Consider the following 13,320-nt stretch of genomic DNA (forward strand, 5'->3'; position numbering starts at 1 on the left):
GCATCCAGTATTTTCAGTTGTCCTTTCAGGAGACTACGGTGCGATCAGTCAGTTGTACAAATCCCCTTATGCTGCCGGCAATGCTGGCAATCTCTCTGCTACTGATGTTGTCGCTGCCAAGCGATGCCAGCGACGGTGGTTACCGACTGCTCGAGCTGGATGGCCACAAGGTCAAATGGGGCGATCGACGGCTGGGGGTAGGGGCGAGGATCAGCTATGCCTTCGCGCGTGAAACGCTGCGGTTTGATGAGGCGCGCAACTGCCGTGAGCTGGCACCAATAACAACGCTTGTGGGAAAAGGCCTCTCCATGGATGCGTTCACAAGGGAGGCGGCGGCCGCGTTTCGGGTGTGGGAGCAGGCGGCCGGTCTGTCTTTCTACGAGGTAAGCGACGCACGTGAAGCGGACATCATCCTCGGAACCCAGGGTGAGCCGCGCGGTAAGGCCTTCGCCAATGTGTCCTACGCGCCCGACCCAAAAGAGGGAGTACGCGCCATTGATCGGTCGCTGGTGTGCCTGAACCCCAATCACAAATGGAAGATCGGTTTCGACGGCGATGAGGATGTATACGACATCCGCTATACCCTCATTCACGAAATCGGTCACGCCATCGGTCTGGATCATCCCGGGCCTTCCGGGCAGGTGATGGGGTTTCGTTACACCGAAGCGTTTGAAGGTCTTCAGAACGGTGATTTACGTGGCATCCGATTGCTTTACGGGCATGCCACGGATGACGGTGGGCCAGCGCTCGGCCCGGAAACCCGGCTGGCCCAAAAGCAGAGCGAGGAGTATCACGCCAACAGTCTGACCGGCCGTCCCGAAGTAAGCGGGACCGGGGCCGAGTAGCAAAAAAAGCGGCAGAGGCTTTCGCCCCTGCCGCTCATTCAATTCACCAACGGTATCTCACCATCGGTGAGGCTGTGGGAGTTCAATCCTGCTCTTCAAATGCCGGAGCTGAACTCAATTCTTCACGGGTTGCGTCAATCCGCAGTTCCTGCTCGTCAGCCGAGCCTGAGGTTTTCACGTCATCCCAGCCGATGGCGACGTTTTTCTCACCCATGCCCAGGAATCCGCCGACACCGACGACAATGGCCACAACCTGACCGTTCTCGTCGATCAGAAGATCACTGACCGAGCCCACCTCCTCGTTACCAGAGGTTGTTACTTCAGAGCCGATCAGGCTACTTGCCTGTCTGCCATTGGCCGGCGTCATGCTCATGTAGCCGCGGTTCTGCTGTTGAGACTGGCCACGCATTGCCTGGTGATCACCCGCATTGCGCGAGTCAGACATTCCTTTGTGCTGGGATTTTTTGTCGTCCCGATCATACTCGGCACTGCTCTTTTCATGGCCGACACCTGTGTCTTCAGAGGGTTCGGCGATCAACGCACTTGAGCTTAATGCAATAACGGGTGTGACCAGTGTGTAAAAGGCCAATGTATGTAACTTTTTCATAGGAATCTCCTTCGAATCGAATATGTTCCGGACAAAATGTCCTGTTGAACCGTCTCATCAAAACTTCCTTTCACGGCATCATTACCGGTTAGTAGACTGAATGGCGACATAATCGGACATTCAGGATGAGATTTTTAGCGTACGCTCAGCGAACGGGTCTGTCGGTTCGGTGACGCACTCAAATGGAGGAATTGATTGCTAAATACGCAGTGGATCAGTTGCCGTCGGTGGCATCTTCAATCGCATAGCCAGAGTCTTCGACCGATTCGTCAATGTTTTCTCCGGCCTCCTCAAGGGGACCGTCGTCCTCACAGGCGGTAAGCCCGAGCATAAAGGTACTTGCGAGCAGGGCGGCTGCAATGGTTCCGGTGATTTTCATGGTCTTTCGCTCCGTGTCGATTACACATCAGGGCAGAGATCGAATTTTGGATCATGATCCATACCTGAGAAGATAATGTCATTCGGTTCCTGCTTCTTTCCCGGAAATCGCTCGACTTCCTAGTGTGCCCCTAAGATAGCCGAAAGCTAAAACCTTAGTCTGTGCGCTGTCTAACTTACGCGCCGGTAGGCTGTCTTCGATCTCAAGGTCGTCAGGATCGGAATAGCCCGCTGGGGCGAGCACTCCAAGATGAGCCGAGTGTTGGATACCGCACAGATTGGATTAATGGGCGTGTCAATAATGTGCGTTGGGTCCTCCGGATCTGGACGTATTGAGGCAACCCGTTACCTTAGGCTAGGAGAAAGAGTTATGAATAGATTAAAACGAACCACCGGCGCGCTTATGCTCATGTTTGTTACAGTTGCGGTCATCAGTGCGACGACGCTCGCAGATTCGGCGAAAGACTCTGCGTTGTCCAATAAGCAAATGACATCTGACAACGACGCGGTGAAAAAGCTAAGCATGTGGTCCCCGGGCCCCCGACTCGCCGGTTACGAAATGATCGAGAAGTACGGTGCGCCCCAGGAGGTCACCGACGAGCGTATGATCTGGCACAATGCCGGTCCCTTCAAGCGCATCCTACTGACGCGAGAGCAGCGGCCACACCACTTCCCAATTGTCCACATGGACTATCTTCAGCACACGATCAGCTACGACGTGCCGGCCAACAAGGCGGACGAGGTGCTCGCATTCGATGGCGCCATTTCGATCTATCGCGTCGGTGGTGAGCTGTCCGCGCGGTGTGACCTCGAGAGTAATAACGTCCTGACGCTCAACCTCGCGCACGAGATCATTGAAGGCGATAAGAGCGTTGAGCAAGCCCGCAAGGAGTTCGGCGAAGCGGTGATGGCGCGTACCACCGCCAAGAGTCCCGCCATCACCGCGGAGCTTCAGTTCAAGCCGCAGGCCCCCAAGGTGGCAGCTGACACTGACACCGTCTCGATCCCGGGTGCACCCAGGCCGGAGGCCGCAGAGGGCGAGTCCGTGGGCCCGGACGCCGAGACGCTCGCTCTCTTGATTGCCTCCGACATGGACGAGGTTCACGCCGCCATGATCGCCAAGAATAAAGAGGTTGCCGATCCGATCCTGGACTATGCTCGCACTATGCACGAATCACATGGTAAGCACATCAAGGCAACTGTCGCCCTCGGCCTGAACAGCAACGTTACGCCGGTCGTTACCAAGAATGTCAGCGAGCTGCGCGAAAAGCACGCGGCCGCGCTAGCCGAAATAGTGATGCTTGATGGCGATGCGTTCGGTCACGCGTACATTGATTTAATGGTCAAGGCGCATTCCAACGCCCTGAACTTGATCGAAAAGCGGATCACGATGACCAAGAATGAGGAAGTCAAGAGCCATCTTACCGAAACTCGCAAGACGATTACGATGCACCTGCAGCAGGCCAAAGACCTTCAGAGCAATGCGACATAAACGTTGCCACGCTGACGGCCTGGTCGGACGGTCGAGTGCCCTTGCGTGGCGTCGCCCGTCTACTCCGCGGCCAGGTATGTATATCAGAAAGCATACGTCAGGAAGGGGCGACGGCGGAATCACCCGGCCGTGTGATTGAAGTATTCGCGGGTGCCTTGGTGCGCCATGGCATGCGCGATGCGTTCGGTGATAGCGTTCTCAATGGCGCCGAGTACCAATACATCCACATCCATCGCCAGCAGGTTCTCGTTTGCTAGTTGTTCGACATCGGCCTGCTCGTAGCCCGCAACAACCGCATGGCCCAGCCTTCCGGTTGCTAATTAGCTAATCAGATCTAGCGTTTTTACCATTGCAGCGCAGCGACCGCCAGTGCGGCGGTTACTGCGACGGCTATGGTCAGGTTAGTTTTCGCCGCCTTCAAACAACCCGTTAAAGGCGTCGGAGTTTTGCTCGTCGTCAAAGGTAAACTGCCTGTCGTCCACCGGTTGCGAGTCAGTTTCGTCAGACGTGGCGGCGAACTGGTCGATGACAAAGCTGGAGAAGCTGTTGTCGACGGGATCCGTTTCGGGGGTGGGGTCCAGTTTGGGAGTGGGATCCGGAGCTGGTGGCTCGGCCACGCCCCCGGAGTGGTCACTGCCCCCGGAGCCGCCACAGCCCACCAGCATCAACGGCAATGAGACCATGAAAATGCGCAGGTATTTGATAATAGCCATATGCCACCTCCAGATCAATTGGGCGAACCGGGCAACGGCGTTACCAAGTAGGGAAAAGTCTCGTCAAATTGAAGTGCATCCACGTAGGCGCCATCAGTGAACGCTGCCTGACCGGCGGGGGCTACTTCCTCGTCCAGCAGTACACCCATCACTACGCGCAGGGAGATGTCTACCACGTCGTCACCAGGGCGCCGACCATTGGGGAAACCCGCGATATCACCAGCAATTACTCCCAGCGGATCCTGTGAGGCCGCCGCCACGGCGGGAATTTCCGTGTTGAGACGCAGCATTTCCGAGGCCTGTACATTTACGGGCTGGTTGAGGCCTTTCACGCCAGTAAGAAACACCGACACCAAGTCTCCCCGAGGGAATTGGGTGGGTGCCGGAGCGGAGGGAAAAAGCAATTCGATCAGGGCCGGCAGCGTCGGATTCGTCACATAAGTGGCGAACTGGCCGTCGTCCTCGGGCTCACTGTGATTGAACCTGTCCTTGTCCGGCAGCCCGATTACCAGTTCGTTCACCAGTGGCGAGCCCAGCCGCGAGACCTGGGTGTAAGATCCACCGTGGATCACCGCAGAGCGTTTGACTGGAGAGGGATTCACCACATTAACCTGACGCACACTGGCGGTTGTCCAGGCTCCAATTACCGGGTCGCTGCCATTGGTGAGACAGGTGGCCGGTACTTCTAAAGCCAGGGTGGTCACGTTTTTTTCTGCCAGGGTGTTGGGCTCACCGTCCACCGGTCCCAGAGGATTGGTGTTGATCAGGTCGAAGGTCTCACCCAGGTTGACTACAAAGCTCTCTTTGCGCTGGCCAACAAATAGACGACCGTCGCTGCAGTTGGGAATGGACACATCGTAGGTGTGACCGTTGGCGTAAGAAGCGTAAACCGGCAGCGTCTTGTTGCCGATGTTGTCTACTGGCTTGGCGAAGTCTTCAGATGAACTGAAGAGACCCGTAATGGCGCTTGCACGTCCGTTGTCACGATTTTCGTCAATCATGGTGACAGTGTAGGTTTCCAGTACATTAAGGTTCTGCGTGTCGTTGATCCCGGGTCCAATAACGCCGGCCTGGATCAGAGGAATGGCTACCGGCTCGCCGTTGATATCCAGCTCCACGCCGCGTACGGTGGTGGTGAAGTTGAAGCGGAAGGTGATGTCCTCTTGGGCGTCGCCATCGTTATCGATATGGATTTCGTAGATGGCGTCGTCGTCCAGGGTGAAATAGTTGGGCCCAGCGTAGGGATCCTGTAGCGGAAGGTAGTTGGCAATCAGGGTGACGTAGTCCTGCCGACCCGCCTCATAGCTCTTGAACATGTAGAAGTCGGTGGCATCCACCTTGGGGGTCTCGGTAATCTGTGGCGCCTCTCTGTGGCTGGAAGCCTGTACTCCCAGGCAAAGCACCAGCCCTGCGGCGGTACCTGAAATTAAAATCAACGGTTTCATGTCAGTCTCCTGGTTTGTGGTCTTGGTTTACTCTGCCCCTTTGCCTGTTGAAAGATAATTAGAACTTCCGTTTACTCTATCGACACGCTCTGACGAGAGCTGGATATCATCGTCAGCATAAAGCGTGCCCTAAAATACTTATTCCATAAAAATCAGAACCTCAGCCGATATTGACAAGTTGAACTACGTTAATTTGTAAGATGGATCGACATATAGGCTGAACAGGAGTTTCAGGTTGAGGGCCGCCTTAAGCACTCTTCGTCGTTCAACTTCTCCAGGTGTCGATTTTCGTCCTGAAGCTCCTTCAAACCGGCTCGGTTCAGTTGCCGTCGGTGGCATCTTCAATCGCATCGCCAGAGTCTTCGACCGACTCGTCAATGTTTTCTCCGGCCTCCTCAAGGGGACCGTCGTCCTCACAGGCGGTAAGCCCGAGCATAAAGGTACTTGCGAGCAGGGCGGCTGCAATGGTTCCGGTGATTTTCATGGTCTTTCGCTCCATGTCGATTACAGATTTGGCAGAGGTGGAAGCTTTGTGCATGAATCAGAATGAATGGGATCATGTCGTTGGGTTCCACTTCTTCTCCAAAAAGTCGAGAGACTCCTTGGTAGGTTTTCACGGTAGCGCAAAGGTAAAGCTCCAGTCTGTGCGCTGCCCAACTTACAGGGGGCGATTTGTCTTTCGCGCCACAGAGCCGTAGACCCAGCCCAGAATGGCGCCGTAGGTAAGGTGGATAATGATGACGTCCCAGCCACGAGCCATGTTCAACCCGGGAAGCATCGGGGCCACACTATAGAAACCGATCAGGTACACAAGCAGGCCGAAAAGGATGCCCAGGAAGATTACCATGCCAAAAGTGCGGCCCCGGACGATAAGCGCGAATAAAAAGGCAAGAATCAGCGACAATCCGGCGTAGATCGCCGTTGTAATCGTGATGGCAGCCGCACCCAGGTTTGCGGGCAGCGGCAAGGCACCTTTGTCCATCCCGATGGCCGCGAGCCGGTGCGCGGGGCTCCAGGAGCTGTCGTCCACAAAGACAGGGGCTACGACCATTAGCAGTATTCCAAGCATAATGAATGCGGCGCCAGCGATGAAGGCGGCAAAGAGTGCGGCTTTGGCGTTGATTTCGGGAGCAACGGCAGAATGGTCGGGCATTATATCTCCTTGTGTATGCCTGGCCGGGCAGCCGTCCGCTTGCCCACCAGAACCCTACACGAGCGATTGGACGTGTCGAAATGGAGGAAGTCAGTGTTCATGCGAATGTTCTGAACAGCTGATATCATGGTGATGGAGAGGTGGTCGGTCGGTTCGCTATCGCACAGACGAGGTGCTCCCGACGGCTGACCATCATCAGCCCCGGAATCCGCATACGAAGTGACCCCATGAACAGCTCTGAGTCCCCCAACTCCATAACACCTGAAACCCTGGCGAAACTCCAGAAACTGTCCCGATTGATGGACAAGGCGTTTGTCATCCCGGGAACAGGTATCCGTTTCGGGGTCGATTCCATTGTTGGGCTGATACCCGTGGTTGGGGATTCATTGACCGCTGCGGTTTCAGGGTACATCTACAGTTTTTCCAGGCAGGCCGGTGTGCCCTGGCATCAACGACTGTTGATGATCTGGAATATCTTTATCGATTGGCTCATTGGTCTGATCCCCTTTTTCGGGGATATCTTTGATGTCGGATTCAAAGCCAACAGCAAGAATGTCGATATCATTACGACGCATGTTGAGCGTCAGCTCAATACCCGTATTGTTGACAGAGATTAGGCCGGTTCGGTCACGAGCCGGCCCATCGCGTCAGGTTTGATTGAATGACTTACCGCGTTCGTGCGTGTTCGCGAACGCCGTCGTACTCTTTGGCGGCTTTGGACTTGGCAACATCCACGCTGTGATCGCTTGCCTCACCGACCATGTCGTCCTCCATTTCGGTGGGCGGTACCAGCGCACCCAGGGCGGCACCGATGGCGATGCCCAGGCTCCCCGCAATTAATGGCTGGTCGCGGTAAAACCGCATCAGGCTCTTCCGGGCGCTCTGCGCGGAGTCCCTCAGGTTTTCCGCTGTATCCTGAATGCCGTCTCCCACAGCGGATGCCGCGTCCTGCGATTTTTCGGCGGCATCGTTCAGGGTGTCCTTGACTCCCCGCCCGTTCTGGCTTGAGCTCGTGGCGTGCCTGTTGTGGTCGTGCGCCGCGCCAGTTTTACCGGACGAGAGCATCAGCCAGGACATGCCGACGCTGGTAAGAATCATCGGCATTGGGTTGCTTTTGACCTGGGATCCGAGGTTGCGGCCAAACTCCCCGCCGTGCTCTCGAGCCATGCCGATCGCCTGATCGACAAGCTCTCCAGGCGAAAGCCGGTCAGACAGCTCACTGGCGGTCCTGCCAAACCGGGTGCGGGCCTGATCGACTTCCTGCTCCAGCTGTCTGGGAGTTTTCCTGCTGTCATGTTTCCCACTGTCAGGCTGATCGTGGTTCTGGCCTCTATTATCGTTTCGGGTATCGGTAGCATTGCTCATTGGGTTGCCCTCTCGAGAGTCTCTTTATCTTTCTTTGCGGATTCCATCGTGCGCTCCGGCACGATGGTGTTCGCACTCAATTTTTTCTTGGCCGAGTGGACCATCAGGTAGCCGACCAGGAGTGCAGCGGCGCCGGCGATCAGTGCCGCAAGCCAGGGGTCCATGACGTTACTGAGCCCGTACACTGCGCTCATCAGCAGGATGACGAGCCCTGCGGTGGCGAGGGCCGTACCCGTCGCGATAGCGCCGACGGCGGTCTGTACTTCCGAGACGGATTCCCGCACTTCAGATTTCGCCAGCTCGACCTCTTTGCCGAGAAGCGAAGACAGGTCCGTGGCGAGGTCCCGAATCAGGTCGGTAATCGACTCGGCACTGCGCTGACGGCTTGGTGCTGGTGCCGATGAAATCGGTGTGGGTTGTTGTTCCTGTTTCATGGCATGTCGCTCCCGTGGCCGTTGTGGGGGGTTGCTGTCGTGGTGTTGGTTCCCGTCACATCCCTTTCTCGCTGGTGCGCTGGCATGCCTTCCCAGACGTCATCCTCCCGGGTGCTATCCGTGTTCCGGTCTGCCTGATCTTGGTCCTGGTGGTCGCGCTCCGCGCTCGCCTTGAAAAACCGTGACAGCCCAAAGCCGACGGAAATGCTGCCCAGCATGAACAGCGCTGGGTTATTCCGTGCCAGGCGCTTGGCATCGCCTGCGAGCTCATCGACGCTGCGGTTTTCAAGTTGCCCGGCCGCCGTAGAGAGGTGACGGCTCAGCTCGCGCGCATAGCGGGCCAGTCCTTCGCGGTCGTCATCATCGAGATTGGAGGCGGCGGCATCAATGGCGTCCGACAACGCATCGGCTTCATCGGCGATCCGGTGCTGGCCGGCTTCGGCTTGCTCTCGCGCCTGGGCGCCGGCTTCACGCTTGGCGTCCCGTGCATCTTCCTCAAATTTCTGTTTCGACGTCCCGTTATCGGCGTCGTCGGACATAGGGTCCGTGTTGCGTTGATCGGGGTAGGGGTTCGATGGTGTCATTACACACTCCTGGGCATTCGGTTGAATGCTGGCAGTTGATGGATTTTCCCTGGCTGGCACATCATTATCGAAGTGCTTTCAATCTGAGTCTTTCACGGTGTCGGCATCAGTTCTGTGCGTTAGCGGACGCAGCAGCGGCATTGCCAAGCGCTGACCGATACGCAGGGGCAACAGGCAGGGTAGGGGGGGCAGCCACTGTTCGCCATATTCTTGCCCGCTATTGGTCCCGGACGGCGGTTGTCGGGGTTGATTCCGCAAGAGGAGAAAGGCGTCACAATTCGGCCGCTGGACCTGTGCTAGGCTTGGAAGATTGACCGGCACAGACAGGGGGCCCTATGCCGTACATCCACCACCAGCTCAACGGTTCCAGCATTGGCTACTACGAGCTTGGCGACCAACCACTGACCATCGGCCGCGGCGCCGACAACCACCTGGTGGTGGATGATCCCACCGTGAGCAGCCGTCACGCCGTTATCGAGGCGGCTGACGCTGGCTACCGTATTCGTGACCTGGAGAGCACCAACGGCGTCTGGGTCAATGAAAAGCGCCTGCCCGAAGCGACCCTGAGCCCAGAGGATAATGTGCGTATCGGGACTCACAATCTGCAGTATGCCGAGCAGATATCAGACGAGTTGCAGCGCACCCTCAAAATCAAGAAGAGCTGGATCCCCGGCGTTTACTACACCGCCGAACGATAGCCCGTCTCCATGAATTCAACACTCACGGAACGACTTGCCGACTGGATCAGCCTGCGCACCCTTGTGCTGGTTCTGGGTGCCTGGCTGATTCTGGCGCCCTCATCGTTTCCGTCGCTGTTCTGGCTGGATGAGGTGGTGTTTGAGACGGCGGTCAGTCTGACCCCGGCTCGGGTTCAGTATGCCTATCCAGACAAGCCTCAGGCGCCACCGTCCTGGCAGCGCGCTTGGCCCGACGTGACCGACCACTGGGCGGAGCCATCATTCAGCGATCAATATCGGACGCCCTGGTGGTTTTACCCCGGTTTCTCAGGGCTGATTCTGTTGTTGATGCTCTTTCTGCTCTGGCTGGTGCCCGGCATTGGCCGAATGGCATCGCTACTGCTGGCTGCGATGTTCACCCTGGCCCTGATGGCCGGGCAGTTGGGCGCTCAGATCAGCCAGGGCTACTGGCTGCCTCTGGGGCTTTCGATCCAGTACCTCTGGCTCGGCCTCTTTCTGGTCGGCGTGTATGGCCGGCAGCGCCGCTGGTATCGACAGGCGCACTACCTGCGTCGGCAGCTGGGTACCGAGCGTTTCCAGAATGGCCATTGGGGGGAGGCGCTCGAGGCGCTGAAGCTCTGTCCTACCACTGACTCCCTGCTGGATCAGCTGTACGACCAGGGACGCGAACACCAGCGGCGCCACCGAAGGCAGGAGGCCCAGGCCTGTTATCGCGAGCTCAGCCGGCGCAAGCCGACCTATCGCGATACGGCGGAGCGGCTCAAAGCCCTGGAAGCTGGCCAGGCGCGAACGGCGGGCCAGACCCTGGCTCAGACCCAGGTGTTGGAGGAGCTGTCGGTGCCCCAGACCCTGGGGCGCTACAAGATTGAGCACGAACTGGGCCGGGGGGCCATGGGTGTGGTTTATCTCGGACGGGACCCGCACATCGCGCGCGAAGTGGCGATCAAGACGCTCAATGTCGCCCCCTTTGATGCGAGTGAGCGCGAGAATCTGAAAAAGCGTTTTTTCCGGGAGGCGGAAGCGGCCGGGCGACTGCGCCACCCCAATATCGTGACCGTGTATGACGTGGGCGAGGAAAATGAACTCGCCTTTATTGCCATGGACTATGTGCGCGGTGAACCCCTGAGCCAACACACGCCCGCTGTGCAGCTGCTCCCCATCGCCCGGGTGTACCAACTGGTGGCCGACGTGGCCGAGGCGCTGGCCTACGCCCATGAGCAGCAAGTGGTCCATCGGGACATCAAGCCGGGCAACATACTGTATGACTCCGATGAGGGACGGGTAGTGGTGACCGACTTTGGCATTGCCCGGGTGGCCAACAGCGCCCGCACCCAGACCGGGGAAATCATGGGCAGTCCGCTCTATATGTCGCCGGAGCAACTGAGGGGTGTTTCGGTGGGGCCGGCGAGCGACATATTCAGTCTGGGTGTGACGCTGTATCAGTTATTGACCGGCGCTCTGCCGTTTCGTGGGGACACCATTGCCGAGCTGAGCTATCAGATTGTGCAGAGTCGTCATCGCCCGCTGCGCGAAGCGCGCAAGGATCTGCCCCGCAGTGCGACGCGGATCGTCAACAAGGCGTTGCAGAAAGAGTCCCAGAAGCGTTATGCCAATGCGGCCGAAATGGCGAAAGCGTTGCGCTCGGCTCTGGCACGAGAGTTTTAAATCATTCACGCTGACAGAAGGTGTTAACACATGGCCTGGTTAATCCAACTGGTGGACGATGTCGCGGTCCACAAATTTGAGCTTTCCCGTGGCGAGCTTCGCCTGGGGCGGCACCCCGAGTGTGACGTTCTGATTGATGATACCGCGGTCAGTGGTCAGCATGCGCGCCTGACCGCCAAGCGCAACCCGGATTTTCCGGACTTCCGGGAGTATTATCTGGAAGATCTGGGCAGTACCAACGGCACCTTTGTGAACGATCAGCGGGTGCTCAAGCGCCTGCGGCTGCATCACAATGACAAGGTCCGCCTGGCCTGGAATGAGTTCAAGTTTGTCGATGATGACGAGCAGGACCTGGAGAAAACCCGCCATATGGTCTCGGGATAGGTCGGCGGGAGTGGATTCTTTTGCGTCAATTGTATTATGATAATCCAATACTGATGATTTCATAACAATGTTAAGCAGGAGAATCTTCATGGCTACAACCTTCAAACGCACGCTGGGCGCTACCCTGGTCGGTCTGACCTGTGCGGCCGGCGCGCAGGCCGACAACCCGATCATCACCGAGCGCTTCACGGCCGACCCGGCCGCGCTGGTCCATGACGGCCGAGTCTATCTGTACGTCGGCCATGATGAAGCGACCGAAGAGGGCGATTTTTTTGTCCTGAAGGAATGGAACATCTACTCTTCAGATAACCTCGAAGACTGGACCCTTGAGGGCGCCGTGCCGCGCACCATCTTCGAATGGGCGGAACACGATTCGGCCTGGGCGTCCCAGGCGACCGAGCACGACGGCAAGTTCTACTGGTACACCACCGTGCGCATGCCCGAGCCCGAAGATGGCGAAGGCATGGGGGGGTATACCCTGGGCGTGGCCGTCTCTGATGATCCGGTCACCGGCTGGAAGGATGCGCTGGGCGAGCCCATGCTCGACCCGAATGAGACCGAGCCGGCCGAGCACATGATCGAGCACAGCCACAGCTGGGACGATATCGACCCAACCGTGTTTGTGGACCACGACGGCCAGGCCTACCTCTACTGGGGCAACTCCCACCTGTACTATGCCAAACTCAAAGACAACATGATCGAGTTCGACGGCGAAATCCACCGCGTGGACATCGAAGGCATGCCCGGCACCTTCACCGAGGCACCCTGGATTCACGAGCACGAGGGCATGTACTACCTGACCTTTGCCATGAACTACCCGGAAGAGCTGGCCTACGCCATGAGCGACAGCCCGGCGGGGCCCTGGGAGTACAAGGGCAAGCTGATGGAAGTCATCGAAGACAGCGGCACCAGCCACCAGGCGATCCTCAAGTACGAGGGTAAGCAGTATTTCATTTACCACACTGCGGCGCTGCCCACCGGGGGCAACTTCCGCCGCTCCGTGTCGATGGAGCACCTGCGCTACAACGCTGACGGCACCATCAAGAAGCTGACACCCACCGCCTCCGGCATCACCCACGCCGCTCAGGCGCTGCAGAGCTTCGCCGATACCGATCACTATCTGCGTTACGGCAGCGACGAGGCAGTCAGCGCCACCGGCCTGGAAGCCGAGGACCACTACAACTTCAAGTGGCACGTCAAAGCGTTGGTAGAGCAGGGCGGCAATACCGTCTCCTTCCAGCCGGAGACCCGCCCGGGCTACTATCTGGTGGCCGAGGACGGCGAGGCTTCCATCGTGGAGCACGACGGCACCGACGCCTTCGCCCGCAACGCCACCTTCGAGCAGGTCAGCGGCCTGGCCGACGGCGACTGGTCCTCGTTCCGCTCCATCGAGAACAAAGACCATTACCTGATGGTGAAAGACGGCGAGTTGATCCTGGGCAACCCCGATTCCGCGGCCGAGCGCAAAGCCGCGACGTTTCAGGTGACTCCGACCGAGTAGTGATGGATGTGGCGGATGCGCCTTCGGCTTATCCGCCCTACGTATACCTCGAGGTC

General features: G+C 57.9%; 16 protein-coding genes. 7 read left to right on the forward strand and 9 right to left on the reverse strand.

Annotated features, from left to right (window positions below; all coding sequences use genetic code 11):
• Positions 1 to 80 precede the first annotated feature (80 nt).
• Complete coding sequence (locus tag AAE484_RS11940) at positions 81 to 845, forward strand: matrixin family metalloprotease (protein WP_341938625.1); 765 nt, start codon at positions 81 to 83, stop codon at positions 843 to 845.
• Between the two features lie 82 nt (positions 846 to 927).
• Here AAE484_RS11940 and AAE484_RS11945 read toward each other — a convergent pair whose 3' ends face one another.
• Together AAE484_RS11945 and AAE484_RS11950 are read right to left on the reverse strand one after the other, a co-directional pair.
• Complete coding sequence (locus AAE484_RS11945; protein WP_341938626.1) at positions 928 to 1,452, reverse strand: PRC-barrel domain-containing protein; 525 nt, start codon at positions 1,450 to 1,452, stop codon at positions 928 to 930.
• Between the two features lie 214 nt (positions 1,453 to 1,666).
• A complete protein-coding gene (locus AAE484_RS11950; RefSeq protein WP_341938627.1) occupies positions 1,667 to 1,831 on the reverse strand; it encodes a hypothetical protein in 165 nt (54 codons plus the stop codon).
• A 369-nt stretch (positions 1,832 to 2,200) separates the two neighbouring features.
• Here AAE484_RS11950 and AAE484_RS11955 point away from each other — a divergent pair, with 369 nt between their 5' ends.
• Positions 2,201 to 3,322 (forward strand): DUF4142 domain-containing protein, encoded by a 1,122-nt coding sequence (locus tag AAE484_RS11955; RefSeq protein WP_341938628.1) that lies wholly within the window; start codon positions 2,201 to 2,203, stop codon positions 3,320 to 3,322.
• A gap of 401 nt (positions 3,323 to 3,723) precedes the next feature.
• On the opposite strand, the gene AAE484_RS11960 is transcribed toward AAE484_RS11955, so the two are convergent.
• The 4 genes from AAE484_RS11960 to AAE484_RS11975 all read right to left on the reverse strand — a co-directional run bounded on the left by AAE484_RS11960 (position 3,724) and on the right by AAE484_RS11975 (position 6,633).
• Positions 3,724 to 4,035, reverse strand: a complete 312-nt coding sequence (locus AAE484_RS11960; RefSeq protein WP_341938629.1) for a hypothetical protein — start codon at positions 4,033 to 4,035, stop codon at positions 3,724 to 3,726.
• Positions 4,036 to 4,049: 14 nt separating this feature from the next.
• Positions 4,050 to 5,480, reverse strand: a complete 1,431-nt coding sequence (locus AAE484_RS11965) for a DUF4331 domain-containing protein (protein WP_341938630.1) — start codon at positions 5,478 to 5,480, stop codon at positions 4,050 to 4,052.
• A gap of 319 nt (positions 5,481 to 5,799) precedes the next feature.
• Complete coding sequence (locus tag AAE484_RS11970; RefSeq protein ID WP_341938631.1) at positions 5,800 to 5,964, reverse strand: hypothetical protein; 165 nt, start codon at positions 5,962 to 5,964, stop codon at positions 5,800 to 5,802.
• Between the two features lie 174 nt (positions 5,965 to 6,138).
• Positions 6,139 to 6,633, reverse strand: coding sequence for a hypothetical protein (locus tag AAE484_RS11975; RefSeq protein WP_341938632.1), 495 nt, complete (start codon positions 6,631 to 6,633; stop codon positions 6,139 to 6,141).
• Positions 6,634 to 6,860: 227 nt separating this feature from the next.
• On the opposite strand from AAE484_RS11975, the gene AAE484_RS11980 reads away from it, so the two are divergent.
• Positions 6,861 to 7,250 (forward strand): DUF4112 domain-containing protein, encoded by a 390-nt coding sequence (locus AAE484_RS11980; protein WP_341938633.1) that lies wholly within the window; start codon positions 6,861 to 6,863, stop codon positions 7,248 to 7,250.
• 49 nt (positions 7,251 to 7,299) lie between these two features.
• On the opposite strand, the gene AAE484_RS11985 is transcribed toward AAE484_RS11980, so the two are convergent.
• Genes AAE484_RS11985 through AAE484_RS11995 form a run of 3 tightly spaced genes read right to left on the reverse strand, consistent with a single transcriptional unit; the run spans position 7,300 to position 9,016 of the window.
• Positions 7,300 to 7,998, reverse strand: a complete 699-nt coding sequence (locus AAE484_RS11985; RefSeq protein ID WP_341938634.1) for a DUF3618 domain-containing protein — start codon at positions 7,996 to 7,998, stop codon at positions 7,300 to 7,302.
• A complete protein-coding gene (locus AAE484_RS11990) occupies positions 7,995 to 8,432 on the reverse strand; it encodes a phage holin family protein (RefSeq protein WP_341938635.1) in 438 nt (145 codons plus the stop codon). Before AAE484_RS11990 ends, AAE484_RS11985 begins: the two co-directional genes overlap by 4 nt.
• Positions 8,429 to 9,016: a hypothetical protein gene (locus tag AAE484_RS11995; RefSeq protein WP_341938636.1), complete on the reverse strand. Its 588-nt coding sequence runs from the start codon at positions 9,014 to 9,016 to the stop codon at positions 8,429 to 8,431. The genes AAE484_RS11990 and AAE484_RS11995 overlap by 4 nt, the downstream gene beginning before the upstream one ends.
• A 335-nt stretch (positions 9,017 to 9,351) precedes the next feature.
• Between AAE484_RS11995 and AAE484_RS12000 the strand changes: the two genes are divergently transcribed.
• The 4 genes from AAE484_RS12000 (at position 9,352) to AAE484_RS12015 (ending at position 13,264) form a co-directional block, all read left to right on the forward strand.
• A complete protein-coding gene (locus tag AAE484_RS12000; protein WP_341938637.1) occupies positions 9,352 to 9,714 on the forward strand; it encodes an FHA domain-containing protein in 363 nt (120 codons plus the stop codon).
• Between the two features lie 9 nt (positions 9,715 to 9,723).
• A complete protein-coding gene (locus AAE484_RS12005) occupies positions 9,724 to 11,379 on the forward strand; it encodes a serine/threonine-protein kinase (protein WP_341938638.1) in 1,656 nt (551 codons plus the stop codon).
• A gap of 30 nt (positions 11,380 to 11,409) precedes the next feature.
• Positions 11,410 to 11,763: an FHA domain-containing protein gene (locus tag AAE484_RS12010; RefSeq protein ID WP_341938639.1), complete on the forward strand. Its 354-nt coding sequence runs from the start codon at positions 11,410 to 11,412 to the stop codon at positions 11,761 to 11,763.
• Between the two features lie 88 nt (positions 11,764 to 11,851).
• Positions 11,852 to 13,264, forward strand: coding sequence for a family 43 glycosylhydrolase (locus AAE484_RS12015; RefSeq protein ID WP_341938640.1), 1,413 nt, complete (start codon positions 11,852 to 11,854; stop codon positions 13,262 to 13,264).
• Positions 13,265 to 13,320 lie beyond the last annotated feature (56 nt).

The sequence above is a fragment of the Marinimicrobium sp. C2-29 genome, assembly GCF_038419845.1.
In the GTDB taxonomy this organism is placed as follows: Bacteria; Pseudomonadota; Gammaproteobacteria; order Pseudomonadales; family Cellvibrionaceae; genus Marinimicrobium.

Bases quoted from the DNA above. Each gene is read 5' to 3' on its own strand.
- AAE484_RS11980 (WP_341938633.1), top strand. From the start codon at position 6,861: ATGAACAGCTCTGAGTCCCCCAACTCCATAACACCTGAAACCCTGGCG.
- AAE484_RS12010 (WP_341938639.1), top strand. From the start codon at position 11,410: ATGGCCTGGTTAATCCAACTGGTGGACGATGTCGCGGTCCACAAATTT.
- AAE484_RS11995 (WP_341938636.1), bottom strand. From the start codon at position 9,016: ATGACACCATCGAACCCCTACCCCGATCAACGCAACACGGACCCTATG.
- AAE484_RS12000 (WP_341938637.1), top strand. From the start codon at position 9,352: ATGCCGTACATCCACCACCAGCTCAACGGTTCCAGCATTGGCTACTAC.
- AAE484_RS11960 (WP_341938629.1), bottom strand. From the start codon at position 4,035: ATGGCTATTATCAAATACCTGCGCATTTTCATGGTCTCATTGCCGTTG.
- AAE484_RS11945 (WP_341938626.1), bottom strand. From the start codon at position 1,452: ATGAAAAAGTTACATACATTGGCCTTTTACACACTGGTCACACCCGTT.
- AAE484_RS11950 (WP_341938627.1), bottom strand. From the start codon at position 1,831: ATGAAAATCACCGGAACCATTGCAGCCGCCCTGCTCGCAAGTACCTTT.
- AAE484_RS11985 (WP_341938634.1), bottom strand. From the start codon at position 7,998: ATGAGCAATGCTACCGATACCCGAAACGATAATAGAGGCCAGAACCAC.
- AAE484_RS11975 (WP_341938632.1), bottom strand. From the start codon at position 6,633: ATGCCCGACCATTCTGCCGTTGCTCCCGAAATCAACGCCAAAGCCGCA.
- AAE484_RS12015 (WP_341938640.1), top strand. From the start codon at position 11,852: ATGGCTACAACCTTCAAACGCACGCTGGGCGCTACCCTGGTCGGTCTG.
- AAE484_RS11965 (WP_341938630.1), bottom strand. From the start codon at position 5,480: ATGAAACCGTTGATTTTAATTTCAGGTACCGCCGCAGGGCTGGTGCTT.
- AAE484_RS11955 (WP_341938628.1), top strand. From the start codon at position 2,201: ATGAATAGATTAAAACGAACCACCGGCGCGCTTATGCTCATGTTTGTT.
- AAE484_RS12005 (WP_341938638.1), top strand. From the start codon at position 9,724: ATGAATTCAACACTCACGGAACGACTTGCCGACTGGATCAGCCTGCGC.
- AAE484_RS11970 (WP_341938631.1), bottom strand. From the start codon at position 5,964: ATGAAAATCACCGGAACCATTGCAGCCGCCCTGCTCGCAAGTACCTTT.
- AAE484_RS11990 (WP_341938635.1), bottom strand. From the start codon at position 8,432: ATGAAACAGGAACAACAACCCACACCGATTTCATCGGCACCAGCACCA.
- AAE484_RS11940 (WP_341938625.1), top strand. From the start codon at position 81: ATGCTGGCAATCTCTCTGCTACTGATGTTGTCGCTGCCAAGCGATGCC.